At 62.3% G+C, this 26325-nt stretch carries 25 protein-coding genes and 2 tRNA genes; 12 read left to right on the forward strand and 15 right to left on the reverse strand.

The annotated features are described in order from the left end of the window. Positions 1-32 precede the first annotated feature (32 nt). Positions 33-635, forward strand: coding sequence for an alpha-ketoglutarate-dependent dioxygenase AlkB family protein (locus RA20_RS08195; RefSeq protein ID WP_039126633.1), 603 nt, complete (start codon positions 33-35; stop codon positions 633-635). Positions 636-712: 77 nt separating this feature from the next. On the opposite strand, the gene RA20_RS08200 is transcribed toward RA20_RS08195, so the two are convergent. Then, on the reverse strand, positions 713-1534 hold the full coding sequence (locus tag RA20_RS08200; RefSeq protein ID WP_039126836.1) for an ABC transporter permease: 822 nt from the start codon (positions 1532-1534) through the stop codon (positions 713-715). A gap of 112 nt (positions 1535-1646) precedes the next feature. On the opposite strand from RA20_RS08200, the gene cysQ reads away from it, so the two are divergent. From cysQ to RA20_RS08240, 8 genes are all read left to right on the forward strand, one after another. Further along, a complete protein-coding gene (gene cysQ, locus RA20_RS08205; RefSeq protein WP_039126636.1) occupies positions 1647-2444 on the forward strand; it encodes a 3'(2'),5'-bisphosphate nucleotidase CysQ in 798 nt (265 codons plus the stop codon). Continuing rightward, positions 2444-3244 carry a 3-deoxy-manno-octulosonate cytidylyltransferase gene (locus RA20_RS08210; protein WP_039126638.1) on the forward strand — a complete coding sequence of 267 codons (801 nt, stop codon included), beginning with the start codon at positions 2444-2446 and terminating at the stop codon, positions 3242-3244. Before cysQ ends, RA20_RS08210 begins: the two co-directional genes overlap by 1 nt. A 176-nt stretch (positions 3245-3420) precedes the next feature. Continuing rightward, on the forward strand, positions 3421-4314 hold the full coding sequence (galU, locus tag RA20_RS08215) for a UTP--glucose-1-phosphate uridylyltransferase GalU (RefSeq protein ID WP_039126641.1): 894 nt from the start codon (positions 3421-3423) through the stop codon (positions 4312-4314). A 50-nt stretch (positions 4315-4364) separates the two neighbouring features. Next, positions 4365-5348: a UDP-glucose 4-epimerase GalE gene (gene galE / locus RA20_RS08220; RefSeq protein WP_039126644.1), complete on the forward strand. Its 984-nt coding sequence runs from the start codon at positions 4365-4367 to the stop codon at positions 5346-5348. Positions 5349-5350: 2 nt separating this feature from the next. After that, a complete protein-coding gene (locus RA20_RS08225) occupies positions 5351-6391 on the forward strand; it encodes a glycosyltransferase family 2 protein (protein ID WP_039126648.1) in 1041 nt (346 codons plus the stop codon). A gap of 193 nt (positions 6392-6584) precedes the next feature. Further along, positions 6585-7571 (forward strand): glycosyltransferase family 2 protein, encoded by a 987-nt coding sequence (locus RA20_RS08230; protein WP_039126651.1) that lies wholly within the window; start codon positions 6585-6587, stop codon positions 7569-7571. After that, entirely contained in the window at positions 7568-9268 is a 1701-nt protein-coding gene (locus RA20_RS08235) for a DUF5927 domain-containing protein (protein WP_039126654.1), read from the forward strand. Before RA20_RS08230 ends, RA20_RS08235 begins: the two co-directional genes overlap by 4 nt. A 6-nt stretch (positions 9269-9274) precedes the next feature. Then, positions 9275-10711, forward strand: coding sequence for a sulfotransferase family 2 domain-containing protein (locus tag RA20_RS08240; RefSeq protein ID WP_039126657.1), 1437 nt, complete (start codon positions 9275-9277; stop codon positions 10709-10711). A 309-nt stretch (positions 10712-11020) separates the two neighbouring features. Here RA20_RS08240 and RA20_RS08245 read toward each other — a convergent pair whose 3' ends face one another. From RA20_RS08245 to RA20_RS08290, 10 genes are all read right to left on the reverse strand, one after another. Next, positions 11021-11485 (reverse strand): PTS sugar transporter subunit IIA, encoded by a 465-nt coding sequence (locus tag RA20_RS08245; RefSeq protein WP_039126659.1) that lies wholly within the window; start codon positions 11483-11485, stop codon positions 11021-11023. A gap of 52 nt (positions 11486-11537) precedes the next feature. Then, positions 11538-12095: a ribosome hibernation-promoting factor, HPF/YfiA family gene (gene hpf / locus RA20_RS08250; protein WP_039126662.1), complete on the reverse strand. Its 558-nt coding sequence runs from the start codon at positions 12093-12095 to the stop codon at positions 11538-11540. A gap of 272 nt (positions 12096-12367) precedes the next feature. Continuing rightward, positions 12368-13126: an LPS export ABC transporter ATP-binding protein gene (gene lptB / locus RA20_RS08255; protein ID WP_039126665.1), complete on the reverse strand. Its 759-nt coding sequence runs from the start codon at positions 13124-13126 to the stop codon at positions 12368-12370. Next, positions 13126-13638 carry a lipopolysaccharide transport periplasmic protein LptA gene (lptA, locus tag RA20_RS08260; protein WP_039126668.1) on the reverse strand — a complete coding sequence of 171 codons (513 nt, stop codon included), beginning with the start codon at positions 13636-13638 and terminating at the stop codon, positions 13126-13128. Before lptA ends, lptB begins: the two co-directional genes overlap by 1 nt. A gap of 3 nt (positions 13639-13641) precedes the next feature. After that, positions 13642-14241, reverse strand: coding sequence for an LPS export ABC transporter periplasmic protein LptC (gene lptC, locus RA20_RS08265; protein ID WP_039126671.1), 600 nt, complete (start codon positions 14239-14241; stop codon positions 13642-13644). Between the two features lie 21 nt (positions 14242-14262). Next, positions 14263-15231, reverse strand: a complete 969-nt coding sequence (locus tag RA20_RS08270; protein WP_039126674.1) for a KpsF/GutQ family sugar-phosphate isomerase — start codon at positions 15229-15231, stop codon at positions 14263-14265. Then, complete coding sequence (locus RA20_RS08275; protein ID WP_039126677.1) at positions 15228-15842, reverse strand: ribonuclease D; 615 nt, start codon at positions 15840-15842, stop codon at positions 15228-15230. The genes RA20_RS08270 and RA20_RS08275 overlap by 4 nt, the downstream gene beginning before the upstream one ends. Positions 15843-16000: 158 nt before the next feature. Continuing rightward, positions 16001-16076: transfer RNA gene (locus tag RA20_RS08280), tRNA-Thr, on the reverse strand. Positions 16077-16213: 137 nt separating this feature from the next. Next, entirely contained in the window at positions 16214-18421 is a 2208-nt protein-coding gene (locus RA20_RS24585) for a M10 family metallopeptidase (protein ID WP_082017941.1), read from the reverse strand. 239 nt (positions 18422-18660) lie between these two features. Then, positions 18661-18747, reverse strand: a tRNA-Leu gene (locus tag RA20_RS08290). Between the two features lie 157 nt (positions 18748-18904). On the opposite strand from RA20_RS08290, the gene RA20_RS08295 reads away from it, so the two are divergent. Genes RA20_RS08295 through RA20_RS08305 form a run of 3 tightly spaced genes read left to right on the forward strand, consistent with a single transcriptional unit; the run spans position 18905 to position 21594 of the window. Next, positions 18905-19708, forward strand: coding sequence for a UDP-2,3-diacylglucosamine diphosphatase (locus RA20_RS08295; RefSeq protein ID WP_039126680.1), 804 nt, complete (start codon positions 18905-18907; stop codon positions 19706-19708). A 15-nt stretch (positions 19709-19723) separates the two neighbouring features. After that, a complete protein-coding gene (locus tag RA20_RS08300) occupies positions 19724-20941 on the forward strand; it encodes a DUF3419 family protein (RefSeq protein ID WP_039126683.1) in 1218 nt (405 codons plus the stop codon). Between the two features lie 5 nt (positions 20942-20946). After that, positions 20947-21594, forward strand: coding sequence for a class I SAM-dependent methyltransferase (locus RA20_RS08305; protein ID WP_039126686.1), 648 nt, complete (start codon positions 20947-20949; stop codon positions 21592-21594). A 15-nt stretch (positions 21595-21609) separates the two neighbouring features. Here the strand turns inward: RA20_RS08305 and speB are convergent, their stop codons facing one another. From speB to RA20_RS08325, 4 genes are all read right to left on the reverse strand, one after another. Further along, a complete protein-coding gene (speB, locus tag RA20_RS08310; RefSeq protein WP_039126687.1) occupies positions 21610-22590 on the reverse strand; it encodes an agmatinase in 981 nt (326 codons plus the stop codon). Continuing rightward, the gene (locus RA20_RS08315; protein WP_039126689.1) at positions 22587-23576 is read right to left on the reverse strand and encodes an arginase family protein; all 990 of its coding nucleotides are present in this window, start codon (positions 23574-23576) and stop codon (positions 22587-22589) included. The genes speB and RA20_RS08315 overlap by 4 nt, the downstream gene beginning before the upstream one ends. A gap of 83 nt (positions 23577-23659) precedes the next feature. Next, the gene (locus tag RA20_RS08320; protein ID WP_039126692.1) at positions 23660-25219 is read right to left on the reverse strand and encodes an ABC transporter permease; all 1560 of its coding nucleotides are present in this window, start codon (positions 25217-25219) and stop codon (positions 23660-23662) included. Beyond that, positions 25216-26265 (reverse strand): quaternary amine ABC transporter ATP-binding protein, encoded by a 1050-nt coding sequence (locus RA20_RS08325; RefSeq protein ID WP_039126694.1) that lies wholly within the window; start codon positions 26263-26265, stop codon positions 25216-25218. The genes RA20_RS08320 and RA20_RS08325 overlap by 4 nt, the downstream gene beginning before the upstream one ends. Positions 26266-26325: the final 60 nt, after the last annotated feature.

Raw genomic sequence — 26325 nt, forward strand, 5'->3', positions numbered from 1 at the left:
CAAGGGTCATGGTTAAGGATGGATGAACGGCAATGTCCCTGCTGCGAGTGCGCGGATTCGATGTCCACAAGGGGTATCTGGAGCCTGCCCGTCAGGCGGCGCTGATCGAGGCGCTGAGAGGGGTGCTGAAGGCGGCGCCCTTGTTTTCACCAAAGGTGCCAGGCGGAGGCCGGATGTCGGTGCGGATGACCTCGGCAGGGCAGTTCGGCTGGTATTCGGATACTTCCGGCTACCGCTATGCAGAGCAGCATCCGTCCGGGCGGGGCTGGCCGGCGATTCCCGACGAGGTGCTGAGTATCTGGCGGGCGCTGACCGGGCTGGAGCGGCTGCCGGAATGCTGCCTGCTCAACTACTACGGTGAGGGCGCCCGGATGGGGCTGCACCAGGACAAGGATGAAGCGGATTTCTCCTTTCCTGTGGTTTCCATTTCGCTAGGGGACGACGGGCTGTTCCGAATCGGCAGCCAAACCCGCGGCGGCAAGACCGAATCGCTGTGGCTGAATTCGGGCGATGTGGTGGTGATGGGAGGAGGCGCGCGGCTCACCTATCACGGGGTGGACCGGATCCGGTTCAAATCCTCGCGGCTGCTGCCCAAGGGCGGGCGGATCAACCTGACCCTGCGTGTGGTCACCTGATGCCGATGGGGTGCAAAAGTTTTAAGGAAAACTTTTGCCAAGACTTTTGCTGAAAAGTCTTGGACCAGCGCCTGCGGTCAGCGCCGCGCGCTCCAGCTGATAGAGACGTGGCGGCGGGTGTAGAATTCGCCCATCAGCCCGATCACGAGAAGCACCAGCGCCACCCAGGCGGCATACTGCCAGGAGCTGAAATGCGGGTTGTAATTGATGAAGACATAGCCGCGGGCCTGGTCGATGCAGTGAAACAGCGGGTTCCAGTCAAACATCGCCAGCATGAAGCTGGGCAGCGTATTGGCAAGGAACATCTTGCCTGACGCGATCATATTGGCGCGCTGGTAGATCATCGTCAGGATGCTGACCAGGCCGGGCGCCCAGGGTTTCAGCACCAGGAACACCAGCCCGACGGCCGCTCCGGTGATCCAGGACAGCAAAACCATGCCAAAGGCCGGAATCGGCTCTTCGATATGCACCGGCGTGAAGGCGACGTGATAGACGAACAGGATGATGAACAGCGACAGCACCTGAATGTACAGCGCCCCGATGGCGGCTGAGAGGATGGCGACCACCGTATTCATCGGCGCGTGCTGCATCATCGGGCTGCTGGGGCCTTCGGCGCCGGCAACCGCGCTTACGGTTTTGGTGTGCACCATGAACAGGAACACGCCGGACATGACATAAAGCAGAAAGTCGCCGCGGATGGCTGAGCCGCGCAAGCCCAGCAAGGCGAACATGATGTAGAAGGCGGCGACGAACATCACGGCCTGCAGGATATTCAGCCCGAGGGCGATGAAAGCATTGTTGTGCTTGGAGCGGACGCTGCGCACAACCGAGTGGAACACCACCTCGATCAGGGAGACAAATCCGGAAAACCAGGATTGCTGTTTGCGCTGCTGAAACATTAGACCTGTATTCACTGCCCGAAGTTGATGCGGCTGCTTGCCGTTCTGATACCGCCGCATCATAAGGGGTGAGAGGCAAATTTTCAATTAAACCCGTGTTAGGGAGACCTGAGTGACTTACGAAGACCTGGTGCCCGTGATCCGCCGGCTGGCCATTGAGGCCGGTGCAAAGATCATGGAGATTTACAATTCCGACGATTTCGACGTGAAGGTCAAATCCGATGAAAGCCCGGTGACGGCAGCCGATGAAGCGGCCGACGCGTTGATTTCGGCCGGTCTGCGGGCAGCGTTCCCGGACATGATGCTGGTCACCGAAGAGCAGGCAGCCTCGCATAAAGAGCGCGGTGACACCTTCCTGATTGTCGACCCGCTGGACGGCACCAAGGAGTTCATCCACCGCCGCGGCGATTTCACCGTGAATATTGCGCTGGTCGAAAAGGGCGTTCCCACCCGCGGCGTGGTTTATGCTCCGGCCAAGCAGCGGATGTTCTTTACCCTGGCTGACGGCAGCGCGGTTGAGGAAACCGGTGCATTCGATCCTGAAACCATCGGCGAAACCCGCCCGATCCGGGTGGCCGACAGTGACAATTCCGCGCTGATGGTGGTGGCTTCGAAATCCCACCGCGACCAGGCAACTGACGACTACATCGGCAAGTACAGCGTGAAGGACAGCAAGAGTGCAGGTTCTTCACTGAAGTTCTGCCTGGTGGCCACCGGCGAGGCGGATCTTTATCCGCGGGTTGGACGCACCATGGAATGGGACACCGCAGCCGGTCACGCGGTGCTCGCGGGAGCTGGCGGCAATGTGGTGCGTTTTGACGATCATTCCCCGCTGATTTATGGCAAAGAGGGCTATGCGAACCCGTTCTTCATCGCCTATGCACCGGCCGTGGAACTGAAGAAAGCCTGATGTCTGTCCTGATCGTCATCCCCGCCCGCTATGCCTCGACACGCTACCCTGGCAAGCCGCTGGTGCCGCTGACCGGCGCCACTGGCGAGAAACGCACGCTGGTGGAACGCTCCTGGCGGGCGGCCTGCTCAGTTCAGGGCGCGGACCGTGTGGTTGTGGCGACGGATGACGATCGCATCAAAGACGCGGCCGAGGCATTTGGCGCCGAAGTTGTGATGACCTCGGAAGACTGTGCCAACGGCACCGAACGCTGTGCCGAGGCGCATGCGGCGCTGGGCGGCGGCTATGAGATCGTGGTGAACCTGCAGGGCGATGCGCCGCTGACACCGCATTGGTTTGTCGAGGATCTGGTAGCGGGTCTGCGGGCAGCGCCCGGAATGGGCCTGGCGACGCCGGTTTTGCGCTGCAACGGCGAAACCCTGAACAGCCTCCTGGCCGACCGTAAGGCGGGCCGGGTGGGCGGCACGACGGCGGTATTTGCCGAAGACCGCAGTGCGCTCTATTTCTCCAAGCAAGTGGTGCCCTATTGCGGCAGCACCTATGCGGATGGCGAAAACACGCCGGTCTTTCATCATGTCGGCGTCTATGCCTACCGTCCGGACGCCTTGGCGGCCTATCCTGACTGGGAGACCGGGCCGCTGGAGAATCTCGAAGGGCTGGAGCAGCTGCGGTTCCTGGAAAACGGCCGCAAGGTGCTGTGTGTTGAAGTGGAAGCGCGCGGGCGCGAATTCTGGGAGCTGAACAATCCCGAGGATGTGCCGCGCTTGGAAACGATGATGAAGAAAATGGGTCACGAGTAACTGAAGTATGGTAATGAGGGCAGGAACAAAAAGACGGCGGCTGCAAAGCAGCCACAGGCAGCGGGCAGCTGCTTTACAATTTGTTGGAGATAGCCCGGCATGATACGGGGCCAGCTTCCGCGCAGCTCGCGCAGAGACAGCCGCCCATCCGGGAATTTGAGTATTGAGAGAACGACATGCGCAAAAAAGTAACTAAGGCGATTTTTCCAGTAGCAGGTCTGGGGACCAGATTCCTGCCCGCAACAAAATCCGTTCCGAAAGAAATCATGACCCTGGTCGACCGGCCGCTGGTGCAATACGCCATCGATGAGGCGCGCGCAGCCGGCATCAAGGAGTTCATCTTTGTGACCTCGCGCGGCAAAGGGGCGCTGGAGGATTATTTTGATCATTCCCCGGTGCTGGAGCAGGAGCTGCGCAAGAAAGGCAAGGACGAGCTGCTGGAAGTGCTGCAAAGCACCAATATGGAATCCGGCGCCATTGCCTATTTGCGGCAGCACAGGGCGCTGGGCCTGGGTCATGCAGTCTGGTGTGCCCGCCGCCTGATCGCCAACGAGCCCTTTGCGGTTATCCTGCCGGATGATGTGATTGCCGCGGAAAAGCCCTGCCTGCAGCAGATGGTCGAGGCCTATGAGGAAACCGGCGGCAATATGGTTGCAGCGATGGAAGTGCCCCCGGAGAAGACCTCTTCCTACGGTGTGCTGGACGTGAAGGACGACATGGGCCAGGTGGTTTCCGCCAACGGCATGGTCGAAAAGCCGAAGGCTGAGGATGCACCCTCGAACCTGGCGGTGATCGGTCGTTATATCTTGTCGCCCTCGGTTCTGAAAAACCTGAACAAAATGAAATCGGGCGCCGGCGGCGAGATCCAGCTGACCGATGCAATTGCCGAGGACATTGCCCAAGATGTGCCGGTCTATGGCTACCGGTTCCGCGGCCAGCGGTTCGACTGCGGCTCCAAGGCGGGCTTCCTGCAGGCGACCGTCGCCTTTGCTCTGGCGCGTGACGAGCTGCGGGATGACCTGATGAGCTACATCACCGAGATCGCGCAGGTCGGCAAAGCCGCGCAGTAACCACTCTGGCCGCCCTCCCCTCGGGGGCGGCCCAGCATGGGGCAGAGACAGTGACCAATATTCTTGTGACCGGCGGTGCCGGATACATCGGCTCGCATGCCTGCAAGGCACTGAAGGCGGCGGGCTATACCCCTGTAACCTATGACAACCTGGTGACCGGCTGGCAGGATGCGGTGAAATTCGGACCCTTCGAGAAGGGCGACCTGAATGACCGCGCCCGGCTGGACGAGGTCTTTGCCAAGTACCAGCCCGCCGCCGTGATGCATTTTGCGGCGCTCAGCCAGGTTGGCGAAGCGATGAGCGAGCCGGGCCGCTACTGGGCCAACAACACCGGCGGTTCGCTGAACCTGATCGAGGCGGCAGTGGCGGCCGGCTGCATGGACTTCGTGTTCTCCTCGACCTGCGCCACCTATGGCGAGCACGACAATGTGGTGCTGGACGAAAACACCCCGCAGCTGCCGCTGAACGCCTATGGCGCGTCCAAGCGGGCTGTGGAGGATATCCTCAAGGACTTTGGCGCCGCACACGGGCTGCGCTCGGTGATCTTCCGCTATTTCAACGTGGCGGGAGCGGACCCCGAGGCCGAGGTGGGCGAGTTCCACCGCCCCGAAACCCACCTGGTGCCGCTGGTTCTGGATGCGATTGCGGGCAAGCGCGATGCGCTGACCATCTTCGGCACCGACTACGACACGCCGGACGGCACCTGCATCCGCGATTACGTGCATGTCTGCGATCTGGTGGATGCGCATGTGCTGGGCTTGAAGTGGCTGGAAGCGGGCAAGGGCAGCCAGGTGTTCAACCTGGGCACCGGCTCTGGCTTTTCGGTGCGCGAGGTGATGGACAAGGCCGAAGCGGTGACCGGGCAGAAAGTGCCTTGCAACACCGGTGAGCGCCGGGCGGGGGACTGCACCAAGCTGGTGTCGGGCTCGACCCGGGCGGTGACCGACCTGGGCTGGGAGCCGCAGCGGTCGACGCTGGAGGTGATGATCGCCGACGCCTGGAAGTGGCATAAGACAGGCCACTACGAGGGCTGAGCATGGCCAGTCCCGCTGTCCCTGATCTGCCGCCGCTGGGCCTGACCGGGGCCTATAAGCTGCGGTGGAAGCGGCGGCGGCTGCTGTGGCGTTCCCTGCGCGCCCGGCGCCAGCTGCGCAAGGCGGCAAACAGGACGGCGCAGATCCCAAATGACCCTATCCTGTGCTTTGCCACGGTGCGCAATGAGATGGGCCGCCTGCCGTTCTATCTGGAGCACTACCGCCGGGCAGGAGTGTCGCATTTTCTGTTTGTGGATAATGCCAGCACCGACGGCACCGCCGCCTATCTTGCTGCACAGCCGGATGTATCGCTGTGGCATACCGGGGCCAGTTACCGCGGCTCACGCTTCGGCGTCGACTGGCTGACCTGGCTGCAGATCCGCTATGGCCATGGCGCCTGGTGCCTGACAGCGGATGCCGATGAAATCCTGACCTATCCGCATGCCGATAGCCGCAGCCTGCGGGATCTGACGCGCTGGCTGGATCAGCAGGGGGCAGCTTCCTTTGGCGCGATGATGCTGGACATGTATCCAAAGGGAGCGCTTGGCACCCAGGCCTCGGCTCCAGGTGCAGATCCCTTTGAGACCCTGAACTGGTTTGATGCCGGCGGGTATACTTGGGAGTATCTGGATAAATTCGGCCAAGTCTCGATCCGGGGAGGGCCGCGCAAGCGGATGTTCTTCCGGGACAGCCCGGATTACGCGCCGCATTTGCACAAAGTGCCGCTGGTGCGCTGGAACCGGCGATACGCCTATGTCAGCTCTTCCCACACGGTATTGCCGCGGCATTTGAATGCTGTATTTGATACCCGGCTGAACCGGCCCACCGGTGTTCTGCTGCACAGCAAGTTCCTGGATGAGATCGTCGGCAAATCGGCCGAGGAAAAGCAGCGCCGGCAGCATTTCACTCATACTGATCGCTATGATGCCTATTATGATGCCCTGATTGCCGGTCCGGACCTGTGGTGCGAAAATTCCGTGCGCTATGAGGGCTGGCGGCAGCTGGAGCAGCTGGGGCTGATGACCCGGGGCAGCTGGCAGTAGCACCGGCCGCCGGGGCGCAGGTGTTGCAGCCGGGCCTGTGTGCGGCGTAACTGTTTCTAAATCCGTTGTTAATACAATGTGCCCGTGACATATTGTGCCAAAACTTGACACAGGCCTGATGCGGCTTGGGCAGGCGGGTGCGCTCCCTGGATAATGGTTTGGAGTTAACGTGGGGCTTTGGGATTCTTACCGGATGCGGTTGCGGCGCAAGCGGCGGCTTATCCGTGCGGTGCGCAAATCCTCAGAGCTCTCTCCTGTTCAGGACAACACCCGGGCGATCCGGCCGGGGGACATCCTGCTGGTCTGCACTATGCGCAACGAACAGATCCGGCTGCCGTACTTCCTGCAGTACTACCGCGGCATGGGGATCAATCACTTCCTGTTCGTCGACAACGGTTCTGCCGATGGCACCGCCGATTATCTGCGCGGGATGGAGGATGTCTCGCTGTGGCACACAACTGCCAGCTACAGGCGGGCGGGATTCGGCGTCGACTGGATGAACTATCTCAAGCGCAAATACGCGCATGATCATTGGGTTCTGGTGGTCGACCCGGATGAGTTCTTTATCTACCCGTTTTGCGACACCCGGCCGATCCGCGCGCTGACGGACTGGCTCGACAACTCGGCCATCCGCAGCTTCTCGGCGATGCTGGTGGATGTCTATCCCAAGGGCAGGATCGGTGAGGTGCCCTATCAGCCCGGCCAGAACCCGCTGGAGATTGCCCATTGGTTCGACAGCGGCAATTACTCGATCACCCGTAACCCGGAGTTTGGCAACCTGTGGATTCAGGGCGGGCCGCGGGCGCGGGTGTTCTTCGCCGATCAGCCAAAGAAAGCGCCGGCGCTGAACAAGATTCCGCTGGTCAAATGGCACCGCCGCTATGCCTATGCCAGCTCGACCCATGCGCTGCTGCCGCGCGGGCTGAACCAGGTGTATTCGGCAGACGGCGGTGAAAAGGCCAGCGGTGCGCTGTTGCACACTAAGTTCCTGGACACGTTTCATGCCAAAGCCCAGGAGGAACTGGTCCGCGGTGAGCATTACGCCAGGTCCGCTGAGTACAAGGCCTATGCCGGCAAGCTGGCGGAACAGCCGGAGCTGTGGTGCAAATGGAGCGAGAAGTACATCAACTGGCGCCAGCTTGAGATTCTGGGGCTGATGTCCAAGGGGAACTGGGCATGAGCACGGTCGGGGTGGTCATGCTGGTGCACACTGCGCTGGAACGTGCAGCGCAGGTGGTGCGGCATTGGACCGCCGCCGGCTGCCCGGTGGTGCTGCATGTGGACCGCAACGTCGATCACCGGGTGTTCACCCGTTTCCGCGAGACGCTGGCGGATGATCCGCTGGTCCGGTTTTCCGCCCGCCACCGCTGTGAATGGGGCACTTGGGGCATCGTTGCTGCCTCGCAGTCGGCCTCGGAGATGATGCTGGCGGAGTTTCCGGGCGTGCATCATGTTTATCTGGCTTCCGGTTCCTGCCTGCCGCTGAGGCCGATTGAAGAGCTGACCGACTATCTCGCGGCCCGGCCACGCACCGATTTCATCGAGAGCGCCACCACCGCGGATGTGCCTTGGATCGTTGGCGGCCTCAGTCATGAGCGCTTTACCCTGCGGTTTCCGTTCTCGTGGAAGCGGCACCGCTACCTGTTCGACCGCTATGTGGAGCTGCAGCGCAAACTGCGTTTCAAGCGCCGGATCCCGCAAGGGCTGGTGCCGCATATGGGCAGCCAGTGGTGGTGCCTGACCCGGCAAACCCTGTCGGCGATCCTGGAAGATCCTGAACGCCCGGCCTATGACGCCTACTTCCGCAAGGTCTGGATCCCGGATGAAAGCTACTTCCAGACGCTGGCGCGCCAGTATTCCGGCAACATCGAAAGCCGGTCGCTGACACTGTCGAAGTTCGATTTCCAGGGCAAGCCGCATATCTTCTATGACGACCACCTGCAGCTGTTGCGCCGGTCGGACTGTTTTGTCGCCCGCAAGATCTGGCCGCATGCAGAGCGTCTGTATCAGGCATTTCTGACCGACCCTGCGGGCGCGATGAAGCGGACCGAGCCGAACCCGGGCAAAATTGACCGGATTTTTGCCAAGGCTGTGGAGCGGCGCACCCGGGGCCGGCCGGGCCTGTATATGCAAAGCCGCTTTCCCGGGCACGGTTCGGAGAATGGCATCACCTCGAGCCTCTATTCAGTTTTTCAGGGTTTTTCCGAGCTGTTCGAGGATTTCGAAACTTGGCTGGCCCGGACCACCGGTGCGCGGGTGCACGGTCATATTTTTGCACCGGAGGGGGCTGAGTTTTCCGAAGGGCAGAGCCTGGTCAACGGCTGTCTCAAGGGCAGCGCCAAGATGCGCGACTACAATCCCGAAAGCTTTCTGACCAGCCTGATCTGGAACACCCGCGGCGAGCGCCAATGCTTCCAGTTCGGGCCGCGCGACAATCAGGCCGTGAACTGGCTGGTGGCACGGGATTCCAATGCTCAAATCTCGGTAATCAGCGGCGCCTGGGCGGTGCCGCTGTTCAAGTCCAACCGCAATTTCACCGAACTGAGGCAGGAGGCGGCCCGGCTTCAGCAGATTGAGGCAGAGCAACTGAAGGTACTGCGTTCGCAATGGACTAAAGCGCGTGTGCGGATCTGGAGCATGGCGGAATTTGCCGAGGCGCCGATGGAACCCCTGCAGACGATCATTGACGAAATCGGACCTCTGGCTGCACGGCATTTGAGCGAGGCCCCCAAGATGACCGACCTTGAAGGTTTCGGGCAATTTCTGCAGAATCTGAAAAACCAGGGCATGCACCCGTATCTGATGGGAGACTTCCCGGTTGAACAGGGCTCTGTCAGCAAGCAAACGCCGCCGCGCAAACCCTATTTGGTGCGATAACTCCTGATGACTTCTTCTTCTTTTGATTACTTTGTCGTCTTCGCGGAAATGCGGACCGGTTCCAATTTCCTGGAGACCAATCTCAACGCTTTTGATGGCCTTGCTTGCCACGGTGAAGCCTTCAATCCTCATTTTATCGGCTATCCGAATTCAAGTGATGTCCTTGGGGTGACCCAGGCCATGCGGGAGGCAGATCCGGCGCGGCTGATTGCCGAAATCAAGGCGCAGCCGGGGGTGCTGGGGGGATTCCGCTATTTCCATGATCATGATCCGCGGGTTCTGGAGCAGATGCTGGAAGACCCGCGCTGCGCCAAAATCGTGCTGACCCGCAATCCGCTGGACAGCTATGTGTCCTGGAAGATTGCCAAGGAAACCGGCCAGTGGAAGCTGACCAATGTGAAACGCCGCAAGGAAGCCAGGGCACAGTTCGACGCGGCTGAATTCGCGGCCCACGTCGAGGCGTTGCAGGATTTCCAGGTTACACTGCTGAACCGGCTGCAATCTTTGGGGCAGACGGCGTTTTACGTGGCTTACGAAGATTTGCAGAGCGTCGCGGTGATGAACGGGCTGGCGCGCTGGCTGGGGATTGCGCAGCAGCTGGAGGCGCTGGATGAGAGTCTCAAGCGGCAGAACCCGGCGCCGGTGCTGGCAAAGGTAGCCAACCCTGATGCGATGCAGGAAGCGCTGGCTGGTATGGACAGGTTCAACCTGACCCGCACGCCGAATTTCGAGCCGCGCCGGGGGCCTGCGGTGCCGGGCTATGTTGCGGGGGTGGCGACGCCGCTGTTGTATCTGCCGCTCAAGGGCGGGCCGGAGGCTGAGGTGACGGCCTGGATGGGGGGCTTGGATCATGTGGCGCCCGAGGGGCTGATCCGGGGCATGAACCAGAAACAGCTGCGGCAGTGGAAACGCGGCAACAAAGGCTTCCGCAGCTTTACCGTGCTGCGCCATCCGGCGGCCCGGGCGCATGCTGTGTTCTGCCGCCGTATCCTGCAGACCGGAGAAGGCTGCTACCGCCCGATCCGGAACAGCTTGCGGCGGCAGTTTGGTTTGGCGCTGCCGGAACAGGGGCCGGATCCCGGTTACAGCCTGGCGCAGCACCGTGCGGCTTTTGCGGGCTTTCTGGATTTCCTGCGCGCCAATCTGGCGGGTCAGACCTCGATCCGGGTGGATGCGGAATGGGCCAGTCAGAGCCAGGCTCTGGCGGGCTTTGCCGAGCTAGGGCCGCCGGATTTGCTGATCCGCGAAGAGGAGATGGCGGAGGATCTGCCTTCGCTGGCGCGCAAACTGGGGCGGATGGAGCCCGGACCGGTGCCCGCCGCGATGCCAGAAGCACCGTTTTCGCTGGATGCAGTCTATGATGCGGAACTGGAGGCGCAGATTGCCTCGGTCTACCAGCGTGATTACCTGGCGTTCGGTTTCGGGCCCTGGCGGCAAGACTGATCCGGATTAGCCGGGGGCCTGGTGCAGGCGCAGTTCTCCCGCGCCCGCCGGACGTTTGGCTGTGCCAAACATCCGCAACGGCCTTGGGCCGGGCGCCAGTGGCGGCACGGGTTCTAAGTTCGAGACGCTGGCAGAGAGGCGCAACCGCACGGGCATGGGCCGCAGGCGCCGGCCCGTGCCCGGCCCAACGGGAAGAGAGCCGCCGTCAGGCGGCCGATGACGAGCGGGAGTGCTTCGGGGCCGGAAGAAGCGTGCCAAAGGGGCAGCGGCTTGAGAGCCTGGCTGCGTCCGGCTGACCGGCTTGGGTGCTCAAGCGGCCTGGACCGACTGGTCTTCTGTGAGAATGGTGTAAAGCGTTGCGGGCTCGTGGTTTGCGCGCAGCTTGGTGCAGAAGCTTTGCTCGCGCAGTGTCCGGGATACCAGGGCCAGGGCCTTCAGATGCTCCACGCCGGCGTCTTCGGGCGCAAACAGCGTAAAGGCAATGTCCACCGGCTGCCGGTCAACGGCGCCGAAATCCAGCGGCTTTTCGAGGATCAGGAAAATACCGCAAACCTCGCTGATGCTGTCCAGCCGGGCATGCGGCAGGGCGACACCATGGCCTACCCCGGTGGGGCCGAGGCTCTCGCGGTCCAGCAAGGCCTCGACTGTGGCCTGGGCATTCAGCCCATAAGCGCTCTGAGCAATATCTGCGATTTCCTGAAACAAGCGCTTCTTGCTGGAGGCCGCACCGATCACCCGGACGGCCTCTGGCTTGAGGATGCTGGAAATCTGCATTGCTTCTGCTCCGTTCCGGCGCCCCGACGGGGCGCCGATGCCTTAGATGTGTTTACGGATCGATCCAGCCGATATTGCCGTCTTCACGGCGGTAGACCACATTCAACCCGTCTTTGCCTTCATTGCGGAAGACCAGAACCGGGGCCCCTGCAAGCTCCATCTGCATCACCGCTTCCCCGACCGACAGCGACGGTATCCGGGTTTCCATTTCAGCGACGATGATCGGCTGCAGCGAGTCCGGCTCGGTATCCGCTTCCTCAGACGCGAGGATATACGAATTGGCGCCGAGATGTTCAACCGGTTCGCTGCGGTCCTTGTGGTGATCCTTCAGCCGGCGCTTGTAGCGGCGCAGCTGCTTTTCCATTTTCTCGCAGCAGCCTTCGAAGGCGGCGTAGATTTCCGTCGCATGCGCCTTGGCTTGGGCGGTGAGCCCGGTGGACAGATGCACGGTGGTTTCACACACATATTCATGCGCCGAACGGGAAAAGACCACGGCGGCGTCGGTTGGCCGTTCAGCATACTTCTGAACAACCGAACCCAGCTCGTTCTGCACATGGGTCTGCAGAGCTTCGCCGATGTCGATCTGTTTACCGCTGATTTTGTAACGCATGTGATCTCCTTCACGAATTATTGCGGCCGAACCCGCTGCCAAGGCAATCCTTGGCAGTGTCACGTCAGGTCCGGATCCGGGGGGATGGCAAGGCGGCCGGTTGCATCGCTGCGGGCCCTGTTGCCAAGGCCATCAAGCGGGTTGCATCGGTGTGCGCATTTGCCATGGAACAATTCGACGGCAAGTGGCCGGGAGAGTCAATGCGAATCCCGGAAAAAAGAAACATGGGTTTCAGGCATATTTTTCCGGTTGTCTGCCAGCCGCGGAGCGGGTCAGGAAATCCGGAAATTATCGCCCAGGTAGACGCGGCGGACGTTTTCGTTTTCCACCACTTCCTCGGGGCTGCCGGACATCAGCACCTGGCCGTCGTGCAAAATGTAGGCGCGGTCGACGATCTCGAGCGTTTCGCGCACGTTGTGGTCGGTGATCAGAACGCCGATGCCGCGCTTCTTCAGGTCCGCGACCAGGTGGCGGATATCGCCGACCGAGATCGGGTCGACGCCTGCGAAAGGCTCGTCCAGCAGCAGATACTTCGGATCGGCTGCCAGGCAGCGGGCGATTTCAACCCGGCGGCGTTCACCGCCGGACAAGGCCAGAGCCGGGGCGCGGCGCAGGTGCTCGATCGAGAAGTCCGACAGCAGCTCTTCCAGCCGCTCGCGGCGCTTGTGCTCGTGCTTCTGCGAGATATCCAGAACGGCAGAGATGTTGTCCTCAACCGACAGTCCGCGGAAGATCGACATTTCCTGCGGCAGATAGCCGATGCCGAGACGCGCACGGCGGTACATCGGCAGGCCGGTGACGTTCTGACCATCGATGGTGACGGTGCCGGCTTCCGGAAACACCAGTCCGGCAATGGCGTAGAAGCTGGTGGTTTTGCCGGAGCCGTTGGGTCCCAGCAGCGCCACCACTTCGCCGCGGTTAAGAGACATGGAGACGTCCCGGATCACCACCCGTTTGCGGTAGGATTTGCGCAGCTTTTCGATGCGCAGCCCGGAGGAGCCTTCGGTAACCTTCAGATCCGGACGCGCCATCAGTTGCTGCCGCCGTCCGGGTTGAGAATGGTTTTTACCCGTCCTGCCATCTGCGCGGTGCCCGAAGTGAGGTTCACCTCCAGCCGGTTTGACGCCAGGGTGCCGCTTTGCTGGTTCAAAAGCACATTGCCGGTCATCACAATGGTGCCCTTGTCGATGGTGTATTCAGCGCGCTGCGCTTCGGCAGCATCCGGGCCGCTGACCAGCACAACATTGCCGGTGGCCTCCAGCCGTTCGATGCCGGCTTTGGCGCCGCTGTCATCTGCGGTTTTGTAGACTACCAGGACCTTGTCGGCCGACAGCCGCATGATACCCTGCACGATCAGCACATTGCCGGTGAATTCGGCAGAGCCGTCGGCCTGGTTGACCGCCAGATTGTCGGCGGTGACTTCAACGGGCTGGCTGGGGTCGGCCTTCACTGCGCCAAAAGCGACGGAGGCCGTCTGCGCAACAGCAAGGCCAGGAAGCATTGCCAGCGGCAGGCAGAAAATCAGGGCGCGCAAATAGGACACAGGTTATCTTTCCGGTTTCTGGGGATCATATAGCAGCTTCACCCCGTCTTTGAACAGCATATGGACCGGCCCGCCTTCGGTTTTAACCCCGATGCGCATATTACCTGCAGTCAATTCGCCAATCGGGCCGGTTGCACGGACCGGTCCGGGGCTTTGCGCCTCCAGCCCGCTCAGCGCGGTGTTCAGTTCTTCGGTTTCGACCAAAAGCCCGTCGGCGGAAGTGATTGTCACACTGCCGGTGAACTGCGCCATGTTCCGGCCTGGATGAATGGAGCCTGTTTTTGAGGCCAGGGTGATCCGGCCGCCCTGCGCCAGGTTGAACTCGGCAGAGAGGTTGCTGGCGACCGCCGGCGTGCCTTCGCCGCCGGGGCGGGCCAAGGCGGCGGTGACCATGATCTCGTCGCCCTGTGCAGTGGTGCCGGAGAAAAAGGGCGCGGTGACCTGCTGGCCTTTCATCCGGTCCTCGATCTCTTTTTGCGCAAAGGGGATCACCGCATCGGTATTCACTCCGCGGGAGATCAGGAACAGGGTGGACATCAGAACCAGGGCCGCAAGCGGCAGCAGCACCTTGAGGTAGGCAACGGCTCTGGAATAGCTGTCCATATGCTGCTCCCGGCCTTCTAGTCAGCCCAGGCCTGCGCGCAGGCAGTCGTGGATGTGCAGCAGGCCCTCGGCCTTCCGCCCGTTGTCCGGATCGACCACAAACAGGCAGGTGATCTTTCGCTGGTTCATCACCGCAACGGCTTCTTCCGCCATGGCACCGGGGGCGATGGTTGCAGGGCTCGCAGTCATCACTTCGGCGGCGGTTTTGCCCAGAAGCCCGTCCATGTGGCGGCGCAGGTCGCCGTCGGTGATGATGCCGGCCAGCGAGCCGTCTTCCGCCGCAACACCGGCGACGCCAAAGCCTTTCTGGCTGATTTCGATCAGCGCGTCGGGCATTGCGGTATCGGCTGCCACCAGCGGCAGGGCATCGCCGGCATGCATCAGGTCGCGCACTTTGCTGAGCTGCGCTCCCAGCTTGCCGCCGGGGTGGAAGTCGCGGAAGTTCTCGGGGCGGAAATCGCGGTGCTTCATCAGCGCAATCGCCAGCGCATCACCCATCGCCAGGGTCAATGTGGTCGAGATCGAGGGCACCATGCCAAAGCCGCAGGCCTCGCCCATCGAGGGGATCTGCAGATGCACGTCCGCCTGTTTCATCAGGGTGCTCTCCATCTTGCTGGAGAGCCCGATCAGCGGAATGCCGAAGCGGCGGGTAAAGACCAGCAGGTTGGCCAGTTCCGGCGCTTCGCCCGAGTTGGAGATCGCCAGAACCACGTCGCCCTTGGAGAGCATGCCGAGGTCGCCGTGGCTGGCTTCGGCCGGATGCACGAAATAGGCCGGCGTGCCGGTAGAGGCAAGCGTGGCGGCGATCTTGTGGCCGATATGGCCGGATTTGCCGATGCCGCTGACAATGATACGGCCCTTGGCTTCCAAAATCAGCTGCACGGCTTCGGCAAAGCGCTCATCCAGGCTTCCGGCCAGAACGTCCAGCGCCCGGGCTTCATCGGTGATCACCTGCCGTGCGGTGGCGAGGAATTTTTCTGCGTCGGTCATGAGTGGGCAAAGATGTCGATTTCGGGCCAGCCGGCCAGATCCAGCTTGGCGCGCATGGGGAGGAAGTCGAAACAGGCCTGGGCCATTTCCGTGCGGCCTTCGCGGGCCAGGCGCTTGTCCAGCGCGTCGCGCAGCTTGTGCAGATGCAACACGTCCGAGGCTGCGTAGTCGAGCTGGGCGTCGGTCAGCTCTGCTGCGCCCCAGTCGCTCATCTGCTGCTGCTTGGAGATGTCGATGCCGAGCAGTTCCTGGGTCAGGTTCTTGAGGCCATGGCGGTCGGTATATGTGCGCACCAGGCGGCTGGCGATTTTGGTGCAATAGACCGGGGCCGTCAGGGCGCCGAAAGCGTGGTACATGGCGGCGATGTCGAAACGGCCGAAGTGGAACAGTTTCAGGACCTTCGGGTCTTCCAGCATCCGACACAGGTTGGGTGCTGCGGTTTGGCCTTTTTCCACCTGCACAATATGGGCATTGCCGTCGCCGCCTGACATCTGAATCACGCAAAGCCGGTCGCGGTGCGGGTTCAGCCCCATGGTTTCGCAATCGATGGCAACAATGGGCCCGAGGTCCAGCCCGTCGGGCAGGTCGTTTTTGTACAGGTGGTTGGCCACTGGAATTCCCTTTTGATGATCACCGCGCCGGCAGGTGCTGGAGAGGAGATAGGCGCTTTGGCCGTCAAACTCAACTGCGCTGCGGCAAGCTGGTTTATGCAGGCTTCAGTGTTTGCCCCGCGCAGGCGGGTTCAGGCAGAGGCTGGAGGTGCGGGGAATGGTGCCGCTGAAGGGACTCGAACCCCCGACCCCATCATTACGAATGACGTGCTCTACCAGCTGAGCTACAGCGGCACCGGTTCCAGCCAGCGGCTGGAAACTGGTGCTGCCCGTTTAAACACTGCTCCTGTGCCGCGCAAGTAGGGATCATGCGGATTGCAGCGGAAAGCTGAGCCCCCTGCGGACAAGCCTCCGCAGCCTTGGCTGCGGGCTCAGAACAGGAAATCCGCCGCATCCAGCTGCCGCGGCAGCAGCCCCTCGAGAAACAGCTGGCCGCCGCCGGTTTCGATCAATGTGCCGCCGTCCAGGCGGCTGATGCCCAGTGCCTGATAGCCGCCCGCCAGCCCGTCGAGGCGGATCAGGTCGCTGCCCGGGGTGAAGCCGGAAATGGTGTCGCGGCCATGACCGGCAGCAAACACAAAGACATCGTTGCCGGTGCCTGCCCACAGCAGGTCGTTTCCGGCGCCGCCCACCAGCGTGTCTGCGCCGGAATGACCCAGCAGCCGGTCAGCGCCGGCGCCGCCCTCAAGCCAGTCATTGCCCGCCTCGCCCAGCAGGCGGTCGTTGTTCTGGCCGCCGAACAGCTGGTCGCCCTCGTTGCCGCCGAACAGCTCGTCGTTTCCCCAGCCGCCCCACAACAGGTCATAACCGCCCTGGCCATACAGATGGTCGGCCCCGGCTTCGCCCTTCAGCCGGTCGCCCTGAAACCCGCCCCACAGCCAGTCGTCGCCGCTGCCGCCGCGCAGTGTGTCATGGCCGGAGTTGCCTACCAGCGTGTCACGGCCGTCATCGCCCTGCAGCCAGTCGCTGCCGCCGTCGCCCTGCAGCCTGTCGTTGCGCATGCCGCCGAACAGCTGGTCGCCGTGGTTGCCGCCAAACAGGCGGTCATCGCCCTGACCGCCCCACAGCAGGTCAAAACCGTCCTGGCCAAAGAGCCGGTCTGCGCCGTCGCCGCCCTGCAGCCGGTCGCTCTGCTGACCGCCCCAAAGCACATCATTGCCGTTGCCGCCCAGCAGCGTGTCATTACCTGTCCTGCCGGCAATGGTGTCATTTCCGTTCTGGCCGCTGATGCGGTTGCCGGCGGTATTGCCGATAACCCGGTCGTCGCCTGAGCCGGCAATCAGGTTTTCAATCACGGTGCCGCGTGCGATTCCGATATTGCCGGTCAGCCCGCCGACATCGGAGAACTGCCCGGCCCGCAGGTCGGCGCGGCTGTCCTGAAAATAGCGGCTGATGTCCAGCGTATCGACACCGCTTTGATCGTAGATGGTATAGGCGACGTCATTGCCTTCATAGTCGTTCCGCTGGTTGAAATAATCGTTCAGCACGCCGGTCAGCCGGCTGCCGCCGCCCCAGGTGGTGTTTCCGGCGGTTGCCCCTTTATCGCCGGGTGCTCCGTAGAGGTCCTGGATTGCGATGATGTCGGCCTGCATCGGAGTCAGCAGATACGCAGTGCTGGCATCCACAGTAGTGTTTTCGCCTTGGCTGAAATAGGACATCACCGACAGCTGCCAGCTGTCATTGGAGAATTCCTCGTCAGAACCGTAGCTGCCGCTGCCGTTGTAATTGCCCTGATGCCCCAGTCCCAGCGCATGGCCGATCTCATGGACGTAGGTCTGGTAAGAATAGCTGTCGATGCTGCTGCCGTAATAGGACAGCCAGGAGGTGCCGACGTTCACAGTGGAGGACTGAATAATGCCGTTTGTTACATTTGAAAACGCATAGGCTCCGGACTCTTCGTCGTCAAAGGTGATGTCCGCGTTTTGGGTGGTCTCTGCAAACGTGATATCCGCAACCATTTCCCAGGCCTCTAGCGCCCAGCGGGCGAGCTGCCTGCCGTCGGCCGTCAAACCGCTCAGATCCACGGTGATGACATTGTCCCCGGAGGTGTCAAAGCGTCTGGGCGATTGCCCGACATCCTGCCAGAAGCCATCTGTCAGATACCCGGCCAGCTGGTCCAGGGTGCCTGGTGCGGCGGGCTCCGGCGGCGTGTCTTCCTCGACCGATATGGTATAGCTGCCCGCGTAACGGTCGCTGTAAGCGCCGGCGCTGATGTAGTAGGTGCCGGATGTGCTTGCGGAGAAAGTGAGCAGGGATTCCCATTGGCCGCTGCCGCCGTCATCGTCGAGGTCAACCAGAACGCCGTCTGCCGAATACAGCCGCAAGTACGGATCGTACAGCGTGCCGCCGCCGCTGGCCTGGCCTGTGATTTCAATTGTGTAGGTTTCGCCAGCATGAAAGTCGATGGCGACCCAATCCCTGTCGCCGGCGCTGGAGAGGTTGCCTTCGAAGGTGTCTCCTTCGGACATGCTGTAGCGTGTCGACGTTCCCGCAGCAGCGTCTGTCGTTTCTACCACTCTGGCGGATGCCACGCCGTCAGTTTCGCCTGTATGAGCAATACTGTTGTGGTCCAGACGCATGAAACAATTCCTTCCTTCCAGCTGCCAATTGCCGGCGGGGTTTGCAGACACCTGTCAATTTCAAAGAGAAATTCCGGTTTCAGCCGCAATCAATACGCTCATAACCGCTAATAAAATTCGAGTTAAAGACTGAAATTCCATACTTTGATCCGACAGTGGCTGAAACAGCTCAAAAACTGCAGGGAATTCAGCGGCATCCTGCATTGGATGGCCGTCAGAAACAGTATGTTGCTGGAAAATGGTGCCCAGGAGAGGACTCGAACCTCCACGTCCATACGGACACTAGCACCTGAAGCTAGCGCGTCTACCAATTCCGCCACCTGGGCCGGTGCCGTGTGAGGCGCATATATGCCTGTTTGCGGGGGGCGTCAAACGGAAACGCCCGGAGGCGGACAGGTATTTCGCACCAAATGCCCGGCGTCACGGTTCTGTTAAGCTGGCGCGCTATGGCTGCGGCCAAGCGATCAGGCTGGGGCGCACCGCATGAAGTACCGCACCATCTTTCTGTCGGATATTCACCTGGGCACTCCCGGCTGCCAGGCAGAGCTGCTTCTGGACTTCCTGAACCGGCATGAGGCCGAGAGCTATTACCTGGTCGGCGACATTATCGACGCCTGGCGGATCAGGCGCAAAGGCTTCCTATGGCCGCAGGCGCACAACGATGTGGTGCAGGCGTTGCTGGCCAAGGCCCATGGCGGCGCCAGCATCTATCTGATCCCCGGCAACCACGACGAGTTTCTGCGCTCTTACCTGGGTACGCATTTCGGCGGCATCGAGGTGAAGCAAACCGCGGATTTCAATGCCGCAGACGGCAGGAAGTACCTGGTGACCCATGGCGATCAGTTTGACTCAGTGGTGGTGCATGCCAAATGGCTCGCCCGCCTTGGGGACCGGGCCTATGAGCTCATGCTGTGGCTCAATACTCATATCAACCGGGCACGCCGCCTGTGGGGCGGGCAGTACTGGTCCTTGTCGAAATGGGCCAAGCATCAGGTCAAGCAGGCGGTCAGCTTTATCAGCGAGTATGAAAACGTGCTGACCGCCGAGGCCCGGCGCGGCGGCTATGACGGGGTGGTCTGCGGCCATATTCACAGCGCTGCCATCCGCGATATGAACGGCGTGACGTACGTGAACACCGGCGACTGGGTCGAGAGCTGCACTGCGGTGGTCGAGCTGGACAGCGGTCGGCTGGCTCTCATCGACTGGGAGCGCTCTGCCCGGCAGGCCCGGCACCGGGTGCGCACGCGGCGCGCCCGCACCCGTCAGAAACAACTTGAAAACGTATGAAGAAGGCTCTGAGATATGAGTAGCACCGCACAGGCACAGCTGGACGCCGCCGTTCTGCAGGAAGGCGATGCCGCAACCGGATGGCTGGAGACGCTATTCTCCAGGCTTTTTCTGGGGCTGGTCTATCCGCAGATCTGGGAAGACCCTTTGGTAGACATGGAGGCGCTGGATATTGCGCCGGAAGACAATCTGATCTGCATTGCCTCCGGCAGCTGCAACATGCTGTCCTACCTGACTGCCGGTCCGGCGTCGGTCACTGCTGTGGATCTTTCGCCGGCGCATGTCGCGCTTGGCAGATTGAAACTGGCTGCGGCCCGGTCTTTGCCGGACTATGCGGCCTTCTACCAGTTGTTCGGGCGTGCTGACATGGCCGGCAATGCGGAACTGTATGACCGCTGCATCCGCGGCAGCCTGGATAAAAGCACGCGGGAGTTCTGGGATGGCAAGCCGCTGTTCCGCCGCCGGATCGGGGTGTTTCAGAGGGGATTTTACCGGCATGGGCTGCTGGGCCGGTTCCTGGGGGCCGTGCATCTGCTTGCCCGGCTGGGCGGCGTGGATTTTGCGCCGCTGCTGGCTGCCCGCAGTCTGGATGAGCAGAAAGCGTTTTTTGACAGCCGGATCGCGCCGCTGTTCGACATGTGGCTGGTGCGCAAGCTGGCGGGCTTCCGGGCGTCACTGTTCGGGCTGGGCATCCCGCCTGCGCAATACGACAAGCTGGCGGCGGACGGCGGCGGCGATGTGCTGCCGGTGCTGCGCGAGCGGGTGCGCAAGCTGATGTGCGATTTTCCGGTCCGGGACAATTACTTTGCCTGGCAGGCCTTTGCCCGCTGCTACGACCCGGCGCCGGACGCATCGCTGCCGCCTTACCTGTTGCAAGAAAACTTTGAGGTGCTGCGGGACTATGCAGGCCGGGGTCGGATCGTGAACCGCTCGCTGACCGACCTGCTGGCCGGGGAAGCTGATCGGTCGAAACAGGGCTATGTGCTGCTGGATGCGCAGGACTGGATGAATGATGCGCAGCTGAATGCGCTGTGGTCGCAGATTACCCGCACGGCCGCTCCCGGTGCCCGGGTGATCTTTCGCACCGGCGGCACTGCGGACATCCTGCCAGACCGGGTGCGTCCGGACACTTTGAACCGCTGGGCTTATGATGCCGAGGCCTCGGCCCGCGGCACCGCGCAGGACCGTTCTGCCATTTACGGCGCTTTCCACCTTTACCGTTTTCAGGGCTGAGACCGATGCTTGATTCCGCCGCCACCTCCCATGCCGCGCTGATGGACGAAACCTACCGCCATCAGCGGCTGTTCTATGATCTGACCCGCAAATACTACCTGTTCGGACGCGACCGGCTGATCAGCGAGCTGAACCCGCTCGAGGGGTCGCATGTGCTGGAGGTGGCCTGCGGAACCGGGCGGAACCTGCAGGCCGCGGCGCGGAAGTATCCGCAGTGCGCCTTCTATGGGCTGGATATCTCGGCCGAGATGCTGACCTCGGCCCGTGCAAAAGTGCACCCGCGGGTGCAGCTGGCTCAGGCGGACGCCTGCGGTTTCGACGGTGCGCAGCTGTTCCGCCGCGCCCGGTTCGACCGGGTGTTCATTTCCTACGGTATCTCGATGATCCCGGACTGGCAGGGCGCCCTGCGCATGGCCTGTGCCCATCTGACACCGGGCGGGCAGCTGCATGTGGTTGATTTCTCGGGCCAGTGCGGCTGGCCGGCATGGTTCGGCAACGGGTTGAACCGCTGGCTGGGCAAGTTCCATGTGACTCCGCGTTTGGAGCTGGAGGAAGCGCTGGGCAATGCTGCAGCAGACATTGGCGGCACCATGCGGCACCGCCAGCTTTATCGCGGCTATGCGCAATACGGGGTGGTGGAGCGGCCGCGTTAGGCCGCTCCCATTGTTTCAGCGGCTGCTGGCGGCCATCGCCTGCGAGAGCACGCACATCAGCTCGAACATCAGCGAGATGCCCAGCCAGGCGGTGCTGCCGGACTCGTCAAAGGGCGGTGCCACCTCGACCAGATCGGCGCCGATCAGGTTGACGCCGGCCAGTTCGCGGATCACCTGCTGCGCCTGGAAGCTGTTGGGGCCGCCGATCTCAGGCGTGCCGGTGCCAGGCGCATAGGTCGGGTCAACGAAATCAATGTCATAGGTGCAATAAGCGGGCTGGCTGCCAAGGATGCCGCGCACTTCTTCCATGACATCCTTGAAACCGCGGTCGAACAGCTCTTCCACCCGGATGATGCGGATGCCCTGCTCCAGGCCCCACTCGATGTCCTCGGTGTTATAGGCGGTGCCGCGGATGCCGACCTGAACAAAGCGTTTGGGGTCGACCAGCCCTTCCTCCACTGCGCGGCGGAACGGGGTGCCGTGGGTGTATTTGTAGCCGCCGAAGTAGCTGTCGAAGAGGTCTGTGTGGCTGTCGAATTGGACCAGCCCCAGCGGGCCGTCCGCCGCCAGCGCCCGCAGGATCGGCAGGGTGATCAGATGATCGCCGCCTGCGGTCATCGGGGTGATGCCGGCTGCCTTGAAGCCGCTGTAATAGGCGGTGATGCGTTCCAGACTGTCCTGGATATCCACTGGATTAGGCGGCACGTCGCCCAGGTCGGCGCAGTTGACGGTGGTAAAGGGATTCACGCCAGTGACCGGGTTCATCGCGCGGATCATGGTGGAATAATCGCGCAGCTGCCGCGGCCCGTGGCGGGCGCCGGGGCGGTTGGTAGTGCCGCCGTCCCAGGGCACGCCGATCAGCCCCATTTGAACATCTTCATACCGCGGGTGGTCCGGTGTCAGCGACGGCAGCCGCATGAAGGTTGGCACCCCGGCAAAGCGGGGCAGATCCATGGCCGAGACCGGCTGGAAGAAGTCATCGCCTGTTTGGGTCATGCAGTTGCTCCGTTCTTTACGTTTTCCGCAATCATCGAAATCATCTCGAACATGATAGCAGAGGCGGTCAGGGCGGTGATCTGGTTCGGGCTGTCCTTGGTCGGCATCATGCAGACGATATCGCCGCCGACGATGTTCATGCCGCGAACGCTGTGCAGCAGGGCGACAGCTTCATCGATGTCAAAGCCCTTTTCACCCGGCTCCAGGTTCGAAACCGCAGGGGCAATCGTCGGGTCCAGGCAGTCGAGGTCGAAGGTGATGTAAACAGGCCGGCCCGCCATCACTTCCTTGATCTGCGCCACCACATCCTCAACCCCGCGTTTGCGGAATTCCTTCATGGTGACGATGTTGTAGCCATAGTCATAAGACGGCTGCAGCCAGTCCAGGGTGCGGGCATGGCCGCGGATGCCGATCTGCATCGAGTGGTGCGGGTCGACCTTGCCCTGGTCCACCAGATAGGCGCCCCAATGGGCTGCGGACTTCTTGGCGCCCAGGAAGTGATCGACCTTGGTGAACACATCCGTATGGGCGTCGAAATGCAGAAAACAGACCGGCTCGCCCTTGGTAATCTGGCCGCAGCCGATGGCCTGCACGATGCCGCCGGTGATCGAGTGGTCGCCGCCGATGGAGACGGGGCGGGCGCCTGCCGCGTCGATCTGCTGGTAGAAGCGGGTGATCTGCTCGATGCAGTCCTCGTTGTCATTGGCGCGCGGGAAGGGCACGTCGCCGATGTCGGCGATTTTGGCGGCGTCCCAGGGGTTCAGTTCAAAGCCGCCATGCACCCGGCGCCCGACGGCCGAGACATTGCGCAGCGCGCGCGGGCCCAGGTGCTGGTCGCGTTCCGTGGTGCCGTTGCCGGTGGAATGCGGCACCCCGACCAGGGCGATGTCCTGGTTCTCGGGGCTTTCGTTAGGGCAGCGGAACATGGTGGGGATGCCCCACCAGTAGAGGTTCTCCATCATGGATTTCAGGTGTTCGTCAGCCATTTTCGGTCCTGCGTGTTAGGGAAAAGAGCCCCGATGCCAGATCTTCAGCACCGGGGCAGTCCGGGAACAGCCCGGGGGAGGGGTCAGCTTTCGCCGGTTTTCTTGCGGTAGGCGCCTTGCGCGATACGGTCGATGACCATGGCGCAGAACAGGATGGCGAGACCGCCCAGGAGGCCCTGGCCTTTGGCCGCATACTGCAGCGCTTCCAGGATCAGGGCGCCCAGGCCTTCGGCTCCGATCAGCGAGGCGATCACCACCATCGACAGCGACATCAGGATGGTCTGGTTGATGCCGGTCATGATCGAAGGCAGCGCCAGAGGCAGCTCGACATTGAACAACAGCTGGCGGCGCGAGCAGCCAAAGGCGATGGCGGCTTCCTTGGTGGCCTCCGGCACGCCGCGCATGCCCAGGGCAGTCAGGCGGATCACCGGCGGCATCGCAAAGACCAGCGTGGCCAGCACCCCCGGCGGCTTGCCGGTGCCAAAGAAGGCGATGATCGGGATCAGGTAGACAAAGGCCGGCATGGTCTGCATGAAGTCCAGCACCGGTTCCGCAATCGCATAGGCGCGTTTGGATTTGCCGAACCAGATGCCCAGAGGAATGCCGATCGCCACGCAGAGGAAGGCCCCCGCGCCGATCAGCGCCACGGTGATCATCGCCAGCTCCCACAGGCCCATGAAGGCCAGGTAGGCGAGCGACGCGGCAGTAAAGATCGCCACCCGCGGCCCGGCCAGGCGCAGGGCCATGACCACGGTCACAAACATCACCACCGGCCAGGGGGTCTGGATCAGCAGCACTTCGAGCCCGTCCAGCACCCAGCGGATGCCGGCGGTCACCCCGTCGAAGACATCTCCAAAGTTGTTCGCCAGCCAGTCAAACCCGGCATCGCCTTTCTTGGACAGCGCGGCGAAGTATTCCTTGCCGACCGGGAACTCGGTGATCGGCAGGCGCCCGCCCAACAGCCCGCCGGTGACGCTGGCCATGGCCTCGTCCGGTTTGGCGACGGTGAAACGCACCAGAGTCAGCGGCCAGATTGCCAAGAGGCCGATGGCGCCGAAGATCAGCCCATTGCGGCTCATCCCCGACTGCGCCTTTTGGCCGGAACGCCAGCGCAGGTACTGCGCCTCGTAGGCGGTGTTGGCATAAAAGCCCTCGGCCAGTTTGATCACGGCCATCAGGGCAAGGCCGGTCAGCAGAATGGCGAGTGCGGTGCTGCTGGCGGCATTGGCAGCCTCCAGCGCCTTATCGGCGGCGGCGCGCAGGTTGTCGGCGATCTTTAGCTTGGCGGCAGCGCCTGCAGCGTCGCCTGCGGCGGTCAGGTCAGCGGCCTGTGCCTCGCGTTTGGCGATATTGCCCAGCAAGCGTTCGTAGCGGGCCAGCTGGTCGGCACCGAGTTCACCCCAGAGGCCCCGGCCGATCTGCACCAGGGCAAACAGCTCCAGCACCAGGAACATCCAGAAAAAGCCCCAGGCCCCGCGGGCCGCGCCCCACAAGGGGCCGCAGACGGCGGCCATGGTGTTCCAGGACCAGGCAAAGCCGGTCTTGCCCTGGATGCGGGCGAATTCGCGGGCGTAGTAGGGGCCGTTTTCGACGGCAAATTCTTCGACGCTCAGATCGGGCGATTGAAAGTTCGTATCCTTCATGCCTTGCCCCCCTGAATGCCTTTCAGCAGCGTGGCGCGGTCGACCACGCCGATGTCGGCGCCGTCATCGCCGGTGATGACAATCACGTTCTCGGTCGAGGTGGCGATGTCGATCAGCTGGTCCAGATCGGTGCCGTGGTGCGCCCTTGGGCTTTCGTCGAAGTTCACCGGGCGGGTCGGTTGGTATTCGCTGATCGGCACCATGATCGAATGGGCGAAGACCAGCTTCAGCTTGGAGATGCCTTCGACAAAGTCGCGCACATAGTCGTCGGCGGGCTGGGTGACGATCTCTTCCGGCGTGCCGATCTGCACGATACGGCCGTCCTTCATGATGGCGATGCGGTTGCCGATACGGATCGCCTCATCCAGGTCGTGGGTGATGAAGACGGTGGTCTTGTTCAGCTCTGCCGACAGTTTCATGAACTGATCCTGCAGCTGGCGGCGGATCAGCGGGTCCAGCGCCGAGAACGGCTCGTCCATCAGCAGCACATCCGGGTCCGAGGCCAGCGCGCGGGCCAGACCGACCCGCTGCTGCATGCCGCCGGACAGCTCGCGCGGGAAGCGGTCTTCGAAGCCGGTCAGGTTCACCTTGTCCAGGCAGCGTTGCGAGACTTCCCAGCGGGTGGACTTCGGCTCGCCGCGCACCTGCAGCGGGAAGCCTACGTTGTCGCGCACGGTGCGGTGCGGCAGCAGTGCCATGTGCTGGAACACCATGCCGATGTTCATCGCCCGCATCTCGCGCAGGTCGGCGTCCGACAGGGTCAGCATGTCCCGGCCCATAACTGAGATATTGCCCGCCGTGGGTTCGATCAGCCGGTTCAGGTGGCGCACCATGGTGGATTTGCCGGAGCCCGACAGCCCCATCACGCAGAAGATCTCTCCGCGCTTCACCTCAAAGGACACATCGGCGATGCCGACGACGCAGTTGAATTCCTCCAGCACCTCGGCCTTGCCCAGGCCGCGTTCGCGGATTGCGGCCATCGCCGCATCGGCGTTGTTTCCGAATATTTTCCACACGCCGTCCAGCGTGATCACATTGTCAGTCATACGTTCAGTCTCCGGATGTCCCGGTTCGTTTGGCGGGCAGCGGTGCCGCCCGCCTGTGGC

This window comes from Leisingera sp. ANG-Vp, from assembly GCF_000813725.1.
Classification (GTDB): Bacteria; Pseudomonadota; Alphaproteobacteria; order Rhodobacterales; family Rhodobacteraceae; genus Leisingera.

Coding starts and splice junctions, on each gene's coding strand:
- RA20_RS08195 (WP_039126633.1), top strand. CDS start 33: ATGTCCCTGCTGCGAGTGCGCGGATTCGATGTCCACAAGGGGTATCTG.
- RA20_RS08200 (WP_039126836.1), bottom strand. CDS start 1,534: ATGTTTCAGCAGCGCAAACAGCAATCCTGGTTTTCCGGATTTGTCTCC.
- RA20_RS08210 (WP_039126638.1), top strand. CDS start 2,444: ATGTCTGTCCTGATCGTCATCCCCGCCCGCTATGCCTCGACACGCTAC.
- galU (WP_039126641.1), top strand. CDS start 3,421: ATGCGCAAAAAAGTAACTAAGGCGATTTTTCCAGTAGCAGGTCTGGGG.
- RA20_RS08225 (WP_039126648.1), top strand. CDS start 5,351: ATGGCCAGTCCCGCTGTCCCTGATCTGCCGCCGCTGGGCCTGACCGGG.
- RA20_RS08230 (WP_039126651.1), top strand. CDS start 6,585: ATGCGGTTGCGGCGCAAGCGGCGGCTTATCCGTGCGGTGCGCAAATCC.
- RA20_RS08235 (WP_039126654.1), top strand. CDS start 7,568: ATGAGCACGGTCGGGGTGGTCATGCTGGTGCACACTGCGCTGGAACGT.
- RA20_RS08240 (WP_039126657.1), top strand. CDS start 9,275: ATGACTTCTTCTTCTTTTGATTACTTTGTCGTCTTCGCGGAAATGCGG.
- RA20_RS08245 (WP_039126659.1), bottom strand. CDS start 11,485: ATGCAGATTTCCAGCATCCTCAAGCCAGAGGCCGTCCGGGTGATCGGT.
- hpf (WP_039126662.1), bottom strand. CDS start 12,095: ATGCGTTACAAAATCAGCGGTAAACAGATCGACATCGGCGAAGCTCTG.
- lptB (WP_039126665.1), bottom strand. CDS start 13,126: ATGGCGCGTCCGGATCTGAAGGTTACCGAAGGCTCCTCCGGGCTGCGC.
- lptC (WP_039126671.1), bottom strand. CDS start 14,241: ATGGACAGCTATTCCAGAGCCGTTGCCTACCTCAAGGTGCTGCTGCCG.
- RA20_RS08270 (WP_039126674.1), bottom strand. CDS start 15,231: ATGACCGACGCAGAAAAATTCCTCGCCACCGCACGGCAGGTGATCACC.
- RA20_RS24585 (WP_082017941.1), bottom strand. CDS start 18,421: ATGCGTCTGGACCACAACAGTATTGCTCATACAGGCGAAACTGACGGC.
- RA20_RS08295 (WP_039126680.1), top strand. CDS start 18,905: ATGAAGTACCGCACCATCTTTCTGTCGGATATTCACCTGGGCACTCCC.
- RA20_RS08300 (WP_039126683.1), top strand. CDS start 19,724: ATGAGTAGCACCGCACAGGCACAGCTGGACGCCGCCGTTCTGCAGGAA.
- RA20_RS08305 (WP_039126686.1), top strand. CDS start 20,947: ATGCTTGATTCCGCCGCCACCTCCCATGCCGCGCTGATGGACGAAACC.
- speB (WP_039126687.1), bottom strand. CDS start 22,590: ATGACCCAAACAGGCGATGACTTCTTCCAGCCGGTCTCGGCCATGGAT.
- RA20_RS08315 (WP_039126689.1), bottom strand. CDS start 23,576: ATGGCTGACGAACACCTGAAATCCATGATGGAGAACCTCTACTGGTGG.
- RA20_RS08320 (WP_039126692.1), bottom strand. CDS start 25,219: ATGAAGGATACGAACTTTCAATCGCCCGATCTGAGCGTCGAAGAATTT.
- RA20_RS08325 (WP_039126694.1), bottom strand. CDS start 26,265: ATGACTGACAATGTGATCACGCTGGACGGCGTGTGGAAAATATTCGGA.